General features: G+C 36.4%; 16 protein-coding genes and 1 pseudogene. All 17 read left to right on the top strand.

Features of this window, described 5'->3' with window-relative positions; translation table 11 throughout:
• Nucleotides 1-700 (top strand): annotated as a pseudogene (locus AC06OU_RS17240) (vitamin B12-dependent ribonucleotide reductase); the annotation flags it as partial.
• Between the two features lie 361 nt (nt 701-1,061).
• Complete coding sequence (locus tag AC06OU_RS17235; protein ID WP_475857401.1) at nt 1,062-1,484, top strand: DNA helicase; 423 nt, start codon at nt 1,062-1,064, stop codon at nt 1,482-1,484.
• Nucleotides 1,485-1,554: 70 nt separating this feature from the next.
• Nucleotides 1,555-2,619 (top strand): M24 family metallopeptidase, encoded by a 1,065-nt coding sequence (locus AC06OU_RS17230; RefSeq protein WP_475857400.1) that lies wholly within the window; start codon nt 1,555-1,557, stop codon nt 2,617-2,619.
• A gap of 15 nt (nt 2,620-2,634) precedes the next feature.
• Nucleotides 2,635-3,192, top strand: a complete 558-nt coding sequence (efp, locus tag AC06OU_RS17225; protein WP_169358130.1) for an elongation factor P — start codon at nt 2,635-2,637, stop codon at nt 3,190-3,192.
• 289 nt (nt 3,193-3,481) lie between these two features.
• Nucleotides 3,482-3,691, top strand: coding sequence for a SpoIIIAC/SpoIIIAD family protein (locus AC06OU_RS17220; RefSeq protein ID WP_475857398.1), 210 nt, complete (start codon nt 3,482-3,484; stop codon nt 3,689-3,691).
• A 401-nt stretch (nt 3,692-4,092) separates the two neighbouring features.
• Nucleotides 4,093-5,004: a stage III sporulation protein AE gene (locus AC06OU_RS17215; RefSeq protein WP_169358131.1), complete on the top strand. Its 912-nt coding sequence runs from the start codon at nt 4,093-4,095 to the stop codon at nt 5,002-5,004.
• Nucleotides 5,005-5,204: 200 nt separating this feature from the next.
• A complete protein-coding gene (locus AC06OU_RS17210; protein WP_475857396.1) occupies nt 5,205-5,639 on the top strand; it encodes a hypothetical protein in 435 nt (144 codons plus the stop codon).
• A gap of 1 nt (nt 5,640) precedes the next feature.
• A complete protein-coding gene (locus tag AC06OU_RS17205) occupies nt 5,641-6,174 on the top strand; it encodes a SpoIIIAH-like family protein (protein WP_475857395.1) in 534 nt (177 codons plus the stop codon).
• Between the two features lie 713 nt (nt 6,175-6,887).
• Complete coding sequence (gene accB / locus AC06OU_RS17200; protein ID WP_475857393.1) at nt 6,888-7,397, top strand: acetyl-CoA carboxylase biotin carboxyl carrier protein; 510 nt, start codon at nt 6,888-6,890, stop codon at nt 7,395-7,397.
• 31 nt (nt 7,398-7,428) lie between these two features.
• Entirely contained in the window at nt 7,429-8,781 is a 1,353-nt protein-coding gene (gene accC, locus AC06OU_RS17195; RefSeq protein ID WP_475857405.1) for an acetyl-CoA carboxylase biotin carboxylase subunit, read from the top strand.
• Between the two features lie 14 nt (nt 8,782-8,795).
• A complete protein-coding gene (locus AC06OU_RS17190; protein ID WP_169358135.1) occupies nt 8,796-9,191 on the top strand; it encodes an Asp23/Gls24 family envelope stress response protein in 396 nt (131 codons plus the stop codon).
• 111 nt (nt 9,192-9,302) lie between these two features.
• Entirely contained in the window at nt 9,303-9,680 is a 378-nt protein-coding gene (gene nusB / locus AC06OU_RS17185; protein WP_169358136.1) for a transcription antitermination factor NusB, read from the top strand.
• A 25-nt stretch (nt 9,681-9,705) separates the two neighbouring features.
• Complete coding sequence (folD, locus tag AC06OU_RS17180; RefSeq protein ID WP_475857390.1) at nt 9,706-10,560, top strand: bifunctional methylenetetrahydrofolate dehydrogenase/methenyltetrahydrofolate cyclohydrolase FolD; 855 nt, start codon at nt 9,706-9,708, stop codon at nt 10,558-10,560.
• 62 nt (nt 10,561-10,622) lie between these two features.
• Nucleotides 10,623-11,972, top strand: coding sequence for an exodeoxyribonuclease VII large subunit (gene xseA, locus AC06OU_RS17175; RefSeq protein ID WP_475857388.1), 1,350 nt, complete (start codon nt 10,623-10,625; stop codon nt 11,970-11,972).
• Nucleotide 11,973: 1 nt separating this feature from the next.
• Entirely contained in the window at nt 11,974-12,195 is a 222-nt protein-coding gene (gene xseB / locus AC06OU_RS17170; protein ID WP_169358139.1) for an exodeoxyribonuclease VII small subunit, read from the top strand.
• Nucleotides 12,185-13,069, top strand: coding sequence for a polyprenyl synthetase family protein (locus AC06OU_RS17165; protein ID WP_475857386.1), 885 nt, complete (start codon nt 12,185-12,187; stop codon nt 13,067-13,069). Before xseB ends, AC06OU_RS17165 begins: the two co-directional genes overlap by 11 nt.
• 89 nt (nt 13,070-13,158) lie before the next feature.
• Nucleotides 13,159-14,542 (top strand): 1-deoxy-D-xylulose-5-phosphate synthase (gene dxs, locus AC06OU_RS17160; protein WP_475857403.1); only part of this gene is annotated, 1,384 nt, incomplete at its 3' end.

Below are 14,542 nucleotides of genomic sequence, written 5' to 3'. Positions count from 1 at the left end.
ATTTATGCAAACAATGCCACAGGAGATTCGTGAAGCAGTACTTGAAAAAGGCATCCGAAATTCTCACTTATTAACTGTTGCACCTACTGGATCCACGGGTACTATGGTTGGAGTTTCTACTGGTTTAGAACCTTATTATTCATTTACGTATTACCGTAGTGGTCGTTTAGGTAAATTTATCGAGGTAAAAGCAGATATTGTACAAGAGTATTTAGATGCAAATCCAGATACTAAAGAAGATGAATTACCTAATTGGTTTGTTACCGCAATGGAATTGCCACCAGAAGCACATGCAGACGTACAATGTATCATTCAACGTTGGATTGATAGCTCTATTTCTAAGACTGTAAATGCTCCTCGAGGATATACAGTAGAACAAGTAGAAGGTGTTTACGAACGTCTATATAATGGTGGAGCAAAAGGCGGAACAGTATATGTAGATGGAAGCCGTGACTCCCAAGTTCTTACCCTTAAGGCGGAAGAAAACACTGTAAACGATGATACGGTGAAGGAAGAAAAAGTGATGGAAAAACGTCCAATCGTATTAATTGATACGATTCAAGATATACGTTCTACTAACGTTACAATCGGTTCAGAGGTTGGTAATACCTGTCCTGTCTGCCGTAAAGGAACGGTAGAGGAAATGGGCGGATGCAACACTTGCACAAATTGTAATGCCCAGTTGAAATGTGGACTGTAAATTTTATAGAGCGCATTTAATATGGATTTGAATTAAAGTGCACATTTTTAATCAAATTACACCCCTTTGGATGATTTTATCTAAAGGGGTTTTATTATGTCCAAAAGCCTAAATAATTGGAAACCTAACGGTGGTATAAAGATGACAGTTTATTGAGTGTATTATCCAGATATTGGGTCTTTCTTAACCGCCCACACATTATTTCTTATAGCAAATCTCAAAGAATGATTGTTTGGATAGAACTTTCTACGCGCTTTCATGAAGTTTAAAGTTACTTAATCTCTTTTGAAGAAATGTTCTAGCTATTTGTTTAGTAAAACAAGAAAAGGTACAAACTGTCTCTAAAAGGAGGAGAGCAGAAATGAAAAGCTTATCGGTATTAACCAGTTTGGCTGCGGCTATTGGAATTACTGCGTTACTAAAATTTTTACACTTATTCAGTTTTGTTAAATGGAATCCAGTAGGTTTTTCAAAATCCTTTGAGATGTTTGAGGATACCAATGTATACTTACGATGGTTGGTTTTATTTCTAGTTATTTGGGTTATTAGTATAGTGATTTATTATATAAGTATTTTAACTGCCAAAGTACCGGTTGCTATATCTAGTCTTATTTTTGGGATACTTCTAGCATTTGTTGTTGAGTGGTTGATTAGCGATGCTGGAACAATGCTTAAAACGATGAAAAAACTGTCCATACCATTTATTTGTATCGTAGTTATTGGAATGCGTTTTCTAATGGAGTCAGCTATTTTTCATTCTAAGGATCAGCCCATCGGAAAATGAAAATTTACCACCCTTCTTTACTATGATAAAATAGACTATAGTGTTTATTTTGAATATGGGGAGAGGGAAATTGATGAAATTAGAAAAGCTGCGTTTAGCATTAGAAGAAAGAGGCGTTGACGCATTATTGATAACAAATGATTACAGCCGTCGATATATTACCGGATTCACTGGGACAGCGGGTGTAGCAATAGTTTCTAAGAATGATGCAGTTTTTATTACAGATTTCAGATATACAGAACAAGCTGCTAGTCAAATAAAGGATTTCCGTATAGTTCAACATGCTAAAACGTTGATAGAGGAAATTTCCCACCAAGTAAACGAAATGGGTATTAAATCACTTGGCTTTGAAAAAGATGACGTAACATACGGTGTATATGAACTATATAAGCAAGCTGTTTCAGCAGATTTAGTACCTTTATCAGGTGTGGTAGAAAAAATTCGCTTGATAAAGACGGACGAAGAGATTAGTATAATAAAGGCAGCTTGTCGTATTGCAGATGAGGCATATGAGCATATCGTGACTTACATAAAACCCGGCATGACAGAACTTCAAGTCTCGAATGAACTAGAATTCTTTATGCGTAAACATGGCGCTACTTCCTCTTCTTTTGATACAATAGTAGCTTCAGGTACGCGTTCTGCATTGCCGCATGGCGTAGCAACAGATAAAGTAATTGAAGTTGGCGATTTTGTAACATTAGATTTCGGAGCACTTTACAATGGTTATATTTCTGATACTACTCGTACAGTTGCAGTAGGAGAGCCGAGTGAAAAACTAAAAGAAATTTATCAAGTAGTTTTAGATGCTCAATTATTAGCTCTTGAAAAGGTTCAACCAGGAATGACAGGTAAAGAAGCGGATGCTATTGCACGAGACTATATTGCGTCAAAAGGATATGGTGAGGCATTTGGTCATTCACTTGGTCATGGTATTGGTCTTGAGGTACATGAAGGACCTGGTTTATCCTTCCGATCAGACATTGTTTTAGAACCAGGAATGGTTATAACAATTGAACCGGGAATTTATCTACCGAACATCGGTGGGGTGCGTATAGAGGATGACGCACTAGTTACGGAGAATGGATTAGAGAAGTTAACACATTCGACGAAAGAGCTACTTATATTATCGTAATTTGGAGGGAAATAAATGATTTCAGTAAATGATTTTAAAACAGGTTTAACAATTTTAGTAGATGGCGTTCTTTACCGTGTTCTTGATTTTCAACACGTAAAGCCTGGTAAAGGAGCAGCGTTTGTTCGTTCAAAACTTAGAAACTTACGTAACGGCTCTGTAAACGAAAAGACATTCCGTGCTGGTGAAAAAGTAGAAAAAGCACAAATTGATAACAAAAAAATGCAATATCTTTATGCAAGTGGAGATCAACATGTATTCATGGATACAGATTCATACGAGCAATTAGAGCTTAATGAAAACCAAATCGAATATGAGTTGAAATTCCTACGTGAAAACATGGAGTTACAAGTAATTCAATACCAAGGAGAAACACTTGGAGTAGAATTACCTAAATCGGTAGAGCTTGAAGTTATTGAAACGGAGCCAGGGATCAAAGGAGATACTTCTGGTGGTGGATCTAAAACTGCTAAATTAGAAACTGGTTTAGTTGTAACAGTACCTCTATTTATTAATGTTGGTGACAAACTAATTATTAATACAGATGAAGGTTCATACGTTTCAAGAGCTTAAGAGACTTTTTAAAAGACATCAAGAGGGAAACCTCTTGATGTCTTTTTTTTATGGGCATACAAAGAAAATCGAAAATGACACGGGATCGAATTTTTGCAATCCTAAATAACTAGAGTAGTCATTAACCAGAACAAATGTGTTGAAACTCACCAAACACCTCGTTGAATGATTTAGATCAGTCAATATTTTTAGTGAAAATAGCCGGTCTAGTACTCGTAAATTTCAAACAGTATGTTCATATTCTCCACCTGTCCAACATATAGTACGTAATAGGGAAGGGGGAGGCATTGTGGAACTTCACGATGTACTTCGAGTTGCGGGGATAGGCTTATTGATAGCAATTCTTCACTTGTTTTTTGTATCGACTGGTAAAAAAGAGTTTGCATTCTTCTTATTTTTTGTGGGGTATATTTACATGACTATTGAGTTACTGCGTTTACTTAGGCTATTGTTTTATGAAATTTCCTCATTTTTAGAATGGCTTGTTATGACGAGTTAACAAATGATTGTCTATATTACTATCATTGTTGCATTTTGCTTGTTGCAGTTAGTTAAAGAAACCTACCCCAAATTTCATTCCCTAATTTATACTATTTATATTTTTCTTTTTTTAACTTACCTCTCCACTTCGGTCATTATTCCTTTTATAAACCAGTATATTTCAAACGTACCTGTTGCAATTCTACCTATTGTGAAATTGCTATTATTTTCAGTAATCCTATTATTTATCTCACAAATAATAGAAGAGCTGCTCGAAGACTATGAATATACTAGTTTAGCATCACTAATTACAATTACGACCAAGGCAATATTACTCGTTGTATGGATTCAGCATATGGAACCATTTTATCAAAAATTTTTTTCATTTATGGGACTACTCTCTTGAAGGAATGAGCAGTAATGGAAGAATTAATTGCAACAATCTTGCAACCCGCGAAAGAAGTACTGCAAACGTTTGTTTATATTCTCCTGTTCGGTTTTGTATTTATGTGTTTAGAATGGCTTATTCCCAGTAGCAAGAGATTATTTAAGTTATTGTTTATTCTTATTATTTGTTTTTATTGCTTAGAGCCAGCTTTTCGCTCAGTAAAGATGATTCAAGTAGTAACAGGTGAGCTCGTAAATGTGTTTATAGGGGTCTATCCAGTATTAACTGCTGGAATAGCACTTTCGGGTGGCGCTTTTCTTATAACTTTATGGAATCCCGTTGTCATGCTCTTCGCCTCTTTTACTAGTATTGTGGCAGACAAGATTATGATTCCAGCCTTATTGTCAGCCTTTATATTCGATCTTATGACTAGGATTCAACCTTCTATATCTTTTTCTCGAATGTCCGACCTAATACGTATGACTTTAGTTGGGGCTACCTCTATTATTCTCGTGTTATATAGTCTGTTTATAACCGTAAACGGTGTAGTAACCTGGTCAGTAAGTGGTGCTGTAAACGAAACAGTAAAGAGGTTAATCTCCAATAATATTCCCTTTGTCGGTTCCTTGCTTACAGAGAGTATTAGTACGATGAAAAGCTACTCATCTACTGCTGCTGCTGTCACTGGGAATTCTGTTTTGATATCAATTCTAGTTCTAATTTCTATTCCAACTATTCAAACGATCCTGATTGCTTTTCTCTATCGATTTCTAAGTGCTATTCTTGAGCCTTTTGTAGATGGACAAATTAGTGGTCTATTAGACGATATTGGAAAAACGCTATTTGTACTTTCTATCATTTCCGTATTAATAGCCTTTGCCTTTTTCTTTACAGTGATATTAATCATGCTTTTCGCCAAATTATTGATAGGTGTGAAGGGATAATGTTTAACTTCTCTACATTACTATATGGGATTTTAATGATTGTCATAATCGGAGAGATATTATCTATTCTAATTGAGCATTTGGACAAGGAGAAGACGGGCTTTCTTATAAAACTTTCTATAATCTCATGGATTATCTCCTTTTTCTTCATATAAATAGATTGTCCTGCATAAAGTATGTTATCCAATATGAAAAGAAGGGTGAACACTATCTCAATAAAAAAAAAACCCACTTTTCGTTTTGTAGTAATAAGTTTAGCGGTTTTGGTTATTAGTCTCTTATTTTCAGAGATTTTCGGACTGACGGATGATGTAAATAAAAACACTAGCCCACCAGAGGTTCACACAAAAGATGAGCTTTCCGCTATATTGGAAAAAATCCATGGGGTTGGAAAAGTATCTATTTACTTTCATTACGCAGAACGAGCTGAAAATAAAACGGAAAGTGATTTATCATTTTTCCAATGGACAAGTGACAGCAAGATGGAAAAAGAAGAACTGATTGGAATACTGGTAGTTGCGGAAGGAGCGAGCGATAAACGTATAAAAAATAATCTTATTAAAACCCTTTCATCTGTATTGCAAATATCTCCACATCGAATAGTAATAGAAGAAATGGAATTGGAGGATAAATGATATGAACATTAAAAAAAGATCCGTATGGTTTTTAACTTTACTAAGCTTAGTGGCAGTAGTGACGGTGTTTTATGCAACAGAAAAGCCATCCCCTTTTGATGGAATAGCCCTATTTTCTAATGACTCAGTTGATGATGTGAAATTGGTAGAAACATCCTCAACAAATGAAGAATCGTTTGTTTCTCACAGTAATCAATATGAAGAATTACGTATGGAAGTGCAGGAAAAACGTTCACAGTTACATGAGCAATTAGAATCTAAGGTCGCTTCAAATGATTTCTCTCCAGAAGAAAAAAATGAAGCATACAACGAAATTGAACAATTAGTAAAGATAAACTCTACAGAAGCGATGTTGGAGCTAATTATAAAATCATTAGGATATGACGATGCACTTGTTCGTATTGACCAAAACAAAGTGCTGATCGATGTAGTTTCAAATGAACAATCTTCCAAAAAGGCTGACGCTATTATATACGCAGTTAAGCGAGAATACCCTCAAGCATACAATGTTGAAGTGAAATTTGACGGACTATAACAAAAGTGCCTTTAAAGGGCACTTTTTCTTTTGTTTTCATTTATAAATAACGTGGAGTTGTTGTATTTGAATAGTATTTTTTTTAAAGTTTTCTTTTAAGGAAGATCCATGAGTCTTTATGAAAGTATTATATTTAAATGCTATGTTAAAGGGGAGTGTTGATTTATGATGCAAAGAAATCTCAAATCAGAGAGTAGAATTGATTTCCGCACCAACCGGACGCTTTCCGCGGGGTGAGCGATAAGCCATCACCCATCGCTTGCGCGCGTGGTTGTGATGTCTTATCTGTCTCCCTCATCCCGCAGGAGTCGCCGTCTGGCGCTCAAATCAATAAATGGGAACGGCTTTAATGCATTAATAAGTACTTATAAATTTATTCGCATAAACAAAGCCGAAAAACTGTAACCAATTCCCAACTATTTATGTTCTTAATAGCCATTTGAAAGTTCTTTTGTTTATGTTTACAGTCACTATAAAAAATTGTTAGTCTAAATCAACCAATAACTTTAACGATGCTTATTTAAAATAAAACAGTAAAATAATGGTACAATTTACTATCTTAAAGCTACTGTATAAAATACAATTAATGGATGATCTAAGATTTTTATTCCCTAAAAGTTAAGAACATTTGCACGTTTCTATTTTCAATTACCTTAAAAACGACTAAAATGAATTAGGAAGTATTAAAATGCAACTAAAAGGAGATGGGATAATTGAAAATCCAAGAAATCAGAGAAATTATTAAACTGATCGATCAATCTACACTAGATGAATTTTCATACGAAACAGAGGGGACAAAAATTAAAATTAAAAGAGGGGATAAAAACTCTCATAAATCTTCTGTTCAAACGATAGAAAGCTCTTCAGTTGGGGAACTTCCTAAAGTACAAGAAGTTCAGACACCAGCTGTACAGGAATCTCCAAAAGCAGCGGCTGTAGAAAGCCCTGTAACAAAACAAGCTCCAGTTGAAGAGGAAAATAGCTCTTTACATAAAATTACTTCTCCAATGGTTGGGACATTCTATCAATCTTCATCACCAGATTCTCCTGCATACGTTGAGGTCGGCAGCAAGGTTACTGCAGATTCAATTGTTTGTATAGTAGAAGCGATGAAACTATTCAATGAAATTGAAGCAGAAGTAGATGGAGAAATCGTTGAAATTCTAGTTAAAGACGGCCAATTAGTGGAATACGGTCAACCTCTATTCTTAGTTAAAGCTTAAAAATATGAATTAAATAAGGAAAGGGGTAAGCATCATGAAAAAAGTGTTAATTGCCAATCGTGGTGAAATAGCTGTACGTATTATTAGAGCATGCAAGGAGCTAGATATTGAAACTGTTGCTGTATATTCTGAAGCGGATCGAGAGGCTTTACATGTGCAACTGGCAGATGAAGCTTATTGTATAGGGCCTAGATTATCGAAAGATTCCTATTTAAACTTTTCAAATATTATCAGCGTTGCCAAGTTAACGGGCTGTGAAGGAATACATCCTGGTTATGGTTTTCTAGCGGAAAATGCAGAATTCGCTGAGCTATGTGAGGAATGTGATATTAAGTTTATCGGTCCTACATCACAGGCGATCAAAAGCATGGGTATAAAGGATGTAGCAAAGGAAACTATGCAAAAGGCTGGAGTTCCTACAGTTCCTGGCTCTAAGGGTATCGTTAAAACGGAAGAGGATGCACTTAAGGTAGCAAATGAAATAGGATTTCCGGTTATCATTAAAGCAACTGCTGGCGGTGGTGGTAAAGGTATCCGTGTAGCAAAAGACGAAGCTGATTTAATCAAAGGGATAAAAGTTACCCAAAAAGAAGCTGCTGCAGCATTTGGTAATCCTGGCGTTTATCTCGAAAAATATATTGAAGTATTTCGTCATGTAGAAATTCAAGTATTAGCTGACTCTCATGGTAATGCAGTACATTTGGGTGAAAGAGATTGCTCAATCCAAAGACGTATGCAAAAGCTAGTGGAAGAAGCTCCATCACCAGCTTTATCAGAAGCTATGCGTGCTGAAATGGGCGAAGCGGCAGTAAAGGCAGCATTAGCTGTTGGTTATGAAAGTGCTGGAACAGTAGAATTTATTTTTGATCATATTAACCAAAAGTTCTACTTTATGGAGATGAATACTCGTATTCAAGTTGAGCATCCAGTGACAGAGATGATTACTGGTATTGACTTAATTAAACAAATGTTAAAAGTTGCAGCCGGAGAAAAATTGCCATTTGAGCAAAAAGATATTAAACTTAATGGATGGGCAATAGAATGTCGTATTAATGCGGAAAACCCAGATAAAAACTTCATGCCTTCTCCGGGACTTGTTGAATTCTATTTACCACCAGGCGGACTTGGAGTTCGAGTAGATTCAGCAGTATATCCTGGTTATACAATTCCTCCATTTTATGATTCTATGGTGGCTAAACTTATTACTTTTGGTGAGACAAGAGAAGAGGCGATTGCTAAGATGAAACGTGCACTTAGTGAATTCGCCATTGAAGGTGTCGATACCACTATTGGCTTCCATGAAAAGCTCATGAATCATGAGGTATTTGTCTCTGGAGATTTCGATACTAAGTTTTTAGAGAGATACGATGTGATGAATTCATAAAAGGAGTGATCCATATGACAGAAACAACCGAACAAAAATTTGTTCAAATGACTCCTGATGGGAAAGAAAACCTAGGGACAATTGAAATTGCTCCAGAGGTTATAACGGTAATTGCTGGAATTGCTACAACTGAAGTAGAAGGTATTGCGGGTACACGCGGTAACTTTGCAGCAGGCGTTGTAGAGCGATTAGGAAAAAAAGTGCATGGTAAGGGCATTAAGACTGAAATCACAAATGACGGTCTATATATTGATGTATATTGCCTTGTGAAATACGGTATATCCGTTCCTAATGTAGCAAGAGAAGTGCAGTCTCAAATTCGTCAGGCTATTGAAAATATGACTAGCTTAGTTCCAACCGAAGTAAACGTCCATATTACAGGCGTACAATTTGAAACTGTGGAATCATGAGAAAAGAGCTCCAATTGGGGCTCTTTTTCTTATTTTCTACTTTCTAATAAGCACTCTGCAAAAAAATATGATATTATGGGTAAGATAGCTACATTTAAAGGAGAACAAATAATGAAACGTAGACAAGCAAGAGAGCTAGCATTACAAGCACTATTTCAGCTAGACAATCATGAAATTACAATACAAGAAGCGATAGGGCATGTTACAGAAGAAAATGACCCTTTTTTAACTGATTTAGTAAAAGGGACAATTGAGCATAAAGATGAAATTGATACCTCTTTAACAGACAAGTTAGAAAACTGGTCGCTTTCCAGATTACCTAAAATAGAAAGAACAGTTCTTCGAATCGCAGTTTATGAACTACTATATGCAAACGAAGCACCAGCAAAAGTAGTTATAAATGAAGCATTGGAAATATGTAAAATATATGGCGATGAAAAATCTAGCCGATTTGTGAATGGAGTTTTATCTAAATATACAGATCAATAAATTTCGACATTAAGGGGCGTTTATAGTGGCAGATAATCTTATTAATGGGAAAGAAATAGCTGGAAAAGTAACTGAAAAAGTGAAAGAACGTGTGGAAAATCTAAAATCAAAAGGTATTACACCAGGATTAGCGGTTGTATTAGTTGGGAGTGATCCAGCTTCTCAAACCTATGTGAATAGTAAAACACGAACGTGCGAAAGACTAGGTATGTATTCTGTTATGATAGAACTTGAAGAAGACATATCTGAAGAAGAACTATTAAGTCACGTTAACAAGCTAAACGACGATGATAAGATACACGGTATTCTAGTTCAATTACCTCTACCAAAACAAATAAATGAGGATAGAGTAATTGCAGCTATATCTCCATTAAAAGATGTAGATGGTTTTCATCCAGTAAATGTTGGTAATATGCTCATTGGGCAGCCTACTTTCTTATCCTGTACGCCCTTTGGTGTAATGAAACTTTTAGAATATAGCGATATAGCATTAGAAGGGAAGCACGCTGTAGTTATAGGGAGAAGTAATATCGTTGGAAAACCAATGGGTCAGCTCCTTTTACAAAAGAACGCTACAGTAACCTACTGCCACTCAAAAACAAAAGACTTACATAGCTTTACAAAACAAGCAGATATTTTAGTAGTAGCAACTGGTCAGCCGAAAATGATCAATGCTAGTCACTTAAAAGAAGGTGCGGTTGTAATAGATGTTGGGATTCACCGTGATGAAGACAATAAACTATGTGGCGACGTAGACTTTGCTTCTGCTAAAGAAATTGCTTCTAAAATCACCCCTGTTCCTGGTGGTGTAGGTCCAATGACTATTGCAATGTTAATGGAAAATACATGCCTTGCAGCAGAGAATACACTAGATAAATAAGCTAAAAGCTGTTCTACAAGAGAACAGCTTTTACCTTGTCAACAGTCTTGGGAGTTGATTGGATGTCTCAAACATATTTAACTGTAAAAGCCTTAACTAAATACATAAAAAGAAAATTTGATGCGGATACTCATTTACGAGATGTTTACGTAAAAGGAGAACTTTCAAATGTAAAGGTTCACTCTAGTGGTCACATTTATTTCACTTTAAAAGACGAATCTGCTCGTCTTACCTCAGTTATGTTTGCTATGAACGCTCGTAGCCTTAAATTTAGACCTGAGAGTGGTATGAATGTGCTAGTTCGAGGGGACATTAATGTATTTGAGGCAGCAGGACAATATCAGTTATATGCCTCTTCTATACAGCCAGATGGTATTGGCGAGCTTTTTTTAGCCTTTGAACAGCTAAAGAAGAAGCTAGATCAAGAAGGACTTTTTCATCCAAATAGGAAGAAACAACTGCCTGCATTTCCTAAAAAAATCGGAGTAGTCACATCTAAGACAGGTGCAGCGATTCGAGATATTTTGACTACGCTCGAAAGACGTTACCCAATTAGTGAGGTTATTGTTTTCCCTAGTATCGTCCAAGGCCCTCAAGCAGCCCCTTCTATTGTAAAATCCATTAAACAAGCTAATACCCTAGGAAGTATTGATGTTTTAATCGTTGGTAGAGGTGGAGGATCGATAGAGGACTTATGGGCATTTAACGAGGAGATTGTTGCTCGAGCAATAGCAGAAAGCAGTGTTCCTATCATTAGTGCAGTAGGACATGAAACAGATACAACTATAGCAGACTTTGTATCTGATTTAAGGGCACCAACACCGACAGCTGCTGCAGAAATGGCTGTCCCAAGCAAAGAAAATCTTATGAAGAACATTCTCTCTTACCAATCTGCAAGTCTCCACTTTATTACTAAAAGACTGACAGATGAAAAAAACAGATACCAAAGAGCAATAACCTCACCAGTCATGGCAACTCCGGAAAAATTATATCGTCCCTTTATAGAGAGATATATTCGAACGGAACAGCAACTGCATCGAGAGGTTAATCGATTATTTGGTGACAAAGTGCGCAATTTTTCTCAGTTAGACAATCGCTTCAAACAGCTTTCACCGCAAAGATTGATCACATTACAATCTAAACATTTGGTAATTAGTACAAATCAACTGAACCAAGCAATGATTGCGGCTTTTGAAAAAAATCGTCAACAATTTACTGGGTCGTTAAGAACCTTGGAGGCTCTAAATCCTCTAAAAATTATGGACCGTGGCTATAGTATTACTTATAAGAACGGCCAATTGATCAAGTCGATAGATGAAGTTCAAAAAGGTGATACAATCGTTGTCACATTACCTGATGGTCAAATAGATGCTATAGTTCAACAAGCAGTGAGTAAAGAGGGGGTAAAATAGCATGGCAAAAAAAGAGATTCCATTTGATGAAGCAATGCTTCAATTAGAACAAATTGTTCGTCAGCTAGAACAAGGGGATGTCCCGCTTGAAAATGCAATCGAGCTCTACCAAAAAGGGATGGAGCTATCTAAACTTTGCAGTGATAAATTACAAAGCGCTGAAAAACAATTAGTTTCCTTTATGGGGGAAAATAAAGAAGAGGTAGGGCAAAATGATGAGTAACTTACAAACATTTATTGAAACCAACCTTCCACATATTGAACTCCAGCTTGAGTCAATTATAAATGACATTAAAGCTCCACATGAATTAAAAGAAGCTATGCTTTACTCTCTTAAAGCAGGCGGTAAGAGAATTAGACCGTTATACACTCTTGCTGTGTTGCAAGAACTTGGAGTGGAAAATGTAGAAGCTATAAAAGTTGCCAGTACTATAGAGATGATTCATACCTATTCTTTAATACATGATGACTTACCTAGCATGGACAATGATGATTTACGCAGAGGTAAGCCTACTAACCATAAGGTTTTTGGTGAAGCTTTAGCAATTCTTGCAGGGGATGCCTTAGTAACACTAGCATTCGGCATTATAGCTAGACTCAAAGACTTGGAGCCGAGCCAAAAAGTTCGCTTGATTGATCAATTAAGTATGGCATCAGGAGCGGAGGGTATGGTAGGCGGACAAGTTTTAGATATGCTTGGAGAAGGTAAGATACTTTCGTTAGAAGAGTTGGAAGAGGTACATCTGAACAAAACTGGAGCATTATTATCTTATAGTATTTTAGCTGGCGGAATAATTGCCAATGCAAACGAAGATATTATGAAAGCACTCCATCAATATTCGATTCATATTGGACTGGCTTTTCAAATCCAAGATGATATTCTAGACGTTGAGGGTACTTCTGAGCAATTAGGTAAAACTGCTGGAAAAGATATTTTAAGTGAAAAAAATACGTATCCTTCTATTTTAACTTTGGCTGGTGCTAAGGAACAATTACAGAAGCAATATAACTTGGCCATTGAAGCGTTACATCCTGTAACACTAAACAAGGGACTTTTAGTAGAATTAGCCGACTACATAACAAAAAGATCAAAATAAATAGCGTATAATTTTGTTTTATAAGCAAATATTGATATGATTATACCTAGCTTTATTAAAGGAAATCTAAAAGAAGGTGAGTGATGGCAATGGATTTAACTTCAATTTCTAGTCCATCCTTTTTAAAACGTTTAGACAATGAACAATTAAAGGACTTAAGTGAAGATATTCGATCGTTTTTAATAGAAAAGTTATCAGTTACAGGTGGACATATTGGACCTAATCTAGGTGTAGTAGAATTAACTGTGGCACTGCATAAAGCGTTTAATAGCCCAGACGATAAATTTCTTTGGGATGTTGGACACCAGGCATACGTTCACAAAATCTTAACTGGCCGTGCAGATCAATTCGATACGCTACGCCAATTTAAAGGACTATGTGGATTTCCTAAAATGATCGAAAGCGAGCATGATGTATGGGAGGCAGGGCATAGCTCTACTTCACTTTCTGCCGCAATGGGAATGGCAAAAGCTCGTGATATTCAAAAGAAGAAAAACTTTGTGATACCTATTATTGGTGATGGGGCTCTCACAGGTGGTATGGCTCTTGAAGCATTGAATCATATCGGTCATGAAAAAACAGACATGATTGTCATTCTAAACGATAATGAGATGTCGATTGCTCCAAACGTAGGAGCATTGCATAATGTACTGGGTAAATTACGTACTCATGGAACGTATAACAAGGCTAAGGATGAAATTGAATCCTTGCTGAAAAAAATTCCAGCAGTTGGCGGTAAACTGGCAGGTACTGCAGAACGCTTAAAAGATTCGTTAAAGTATCTATTAGTTTCTGGAGCATTTTTTGAAGAACTAGGCTTCACGTACCTTGGACCAATTGATGGTCATAGCTTTGAAGACCTAGAAGAAAATTTAAAAAACGCTAAAAAAATGAAGGGCCCAGTCCTTATTCATGTAATTACGAAAAAAGGAAAAGGCTTCAAACCGGCTGAACAAGATAAAATAGGTACTTGGCATGGTACAGGTCCTTATAAAATGGAGACAGGTGACTTTGTGAAATCTGCTTCTAAAGCACCTTCTTGGAGTGCACTTGTAGCCGAAACTGCAAGAAAATTAGCTCGTGAAGATAATCGTATTGTCGCGATTACTCCTGCTATGCCGGTTGGTTCTAAATTGGAAGGGTTTGCTTCAGAATTCCCGGATCGAATGTTCGATGTGGGGATAGCAGAGCAGCACGCCACTACAATGGCAGCTGGAATGGCAGCTGAAGGGATGAAACCGTTATTAGTTATCTATTCTACATTCCTTCAACGAGCATATGATCAAGTTTTACACGACATTTGCCGTCAAAAGTTAAATGTAGTAATTGGTATTGACCGTTCTGGCCTCGTAGGTGCAGATGGAGAAACACATCAAGGTGTATTTGACATTTCTTTCCTTCGACATATGCCTAATATGGTGATCATGATGCCAAAGGATGAAAATGAAGGCCAACATATGGTAAAAACTGCTT

This window comes from Psychrobacillus sp. (assembly GCF_056205495.1).
The sequence above is the reverse complement of the archived record's forward strand: the minus strand, read 5'-3'. Positions and strand labels throughout refer to the sequence as shown.

What these genes read in the sequence shown, in the direction of transcription:
- nusB (WP_169358136.1), top strand. Translation starts at nt 9,303, where the DNA reads ATGAAACGTAGACAAGCAAGAGAGCTAGCATTACAAGCACTATTTCAG.
- efp (WP_169358130.1), top strand. Translation starts at nt 2,635, where the DNA reads ATGATTTCAGTAAATGATTTTAAAACAGGTTTAACAATTTTAGTAGAT.
- xseA (WP_475857388.1), top strand. Translation starts at nt 10,623, where the DNA reads ATGTCTCAAACATATTTAACTGTAAAAGCCTTAACTAAATACATAAAA.
- AC06OU_RS17190 (WP_169358135.1), top strand. Translation starts at nt 8,796, where the DNA reads ATGACAGAAACAACCGAACAAAAATTTGTTCAAATGACTCCTGATGGG.
- xseB (WP_169358139.1), top strand. Translation starts at nt 11,974, where the DNA reads ATGGCAAAAAAAGAGATTCCATTTGATGAAGCAATGCTTCAATTAGAA.
- AC06OU_RS17205 (WP_475857395.1), top strand. Translation starts at nt 5,641, where the DNA reads ATGAACATTAAAAAAAGATCCGTATGGTTTTTAACTTTACTAAGCTTA.
- AC06OU_RS17165 (WP_475857386.1), top strand. Translation starts at nt 12,185, where the DNA reads ATGATGAGTAACTTACAAACATTTATTGAAACCAACCTTCCACATATT.
- AC06OU_RS17215 (WP_169358131.1), top strand. Translation starts at nt 4,093, where the DNA reads ATGGAAGAATTAATTGCAACAATCTTGCAACCCGCGAAAGAAGTACTG.
- AC06OU_RS17235 (WP_475857401.1), top strand. Translation starts at nt 1,062, where the DNA reads ATGAAAAGCTTATCGGTATTAACCAGTTTGGCTGCGGCTATTGGAATT.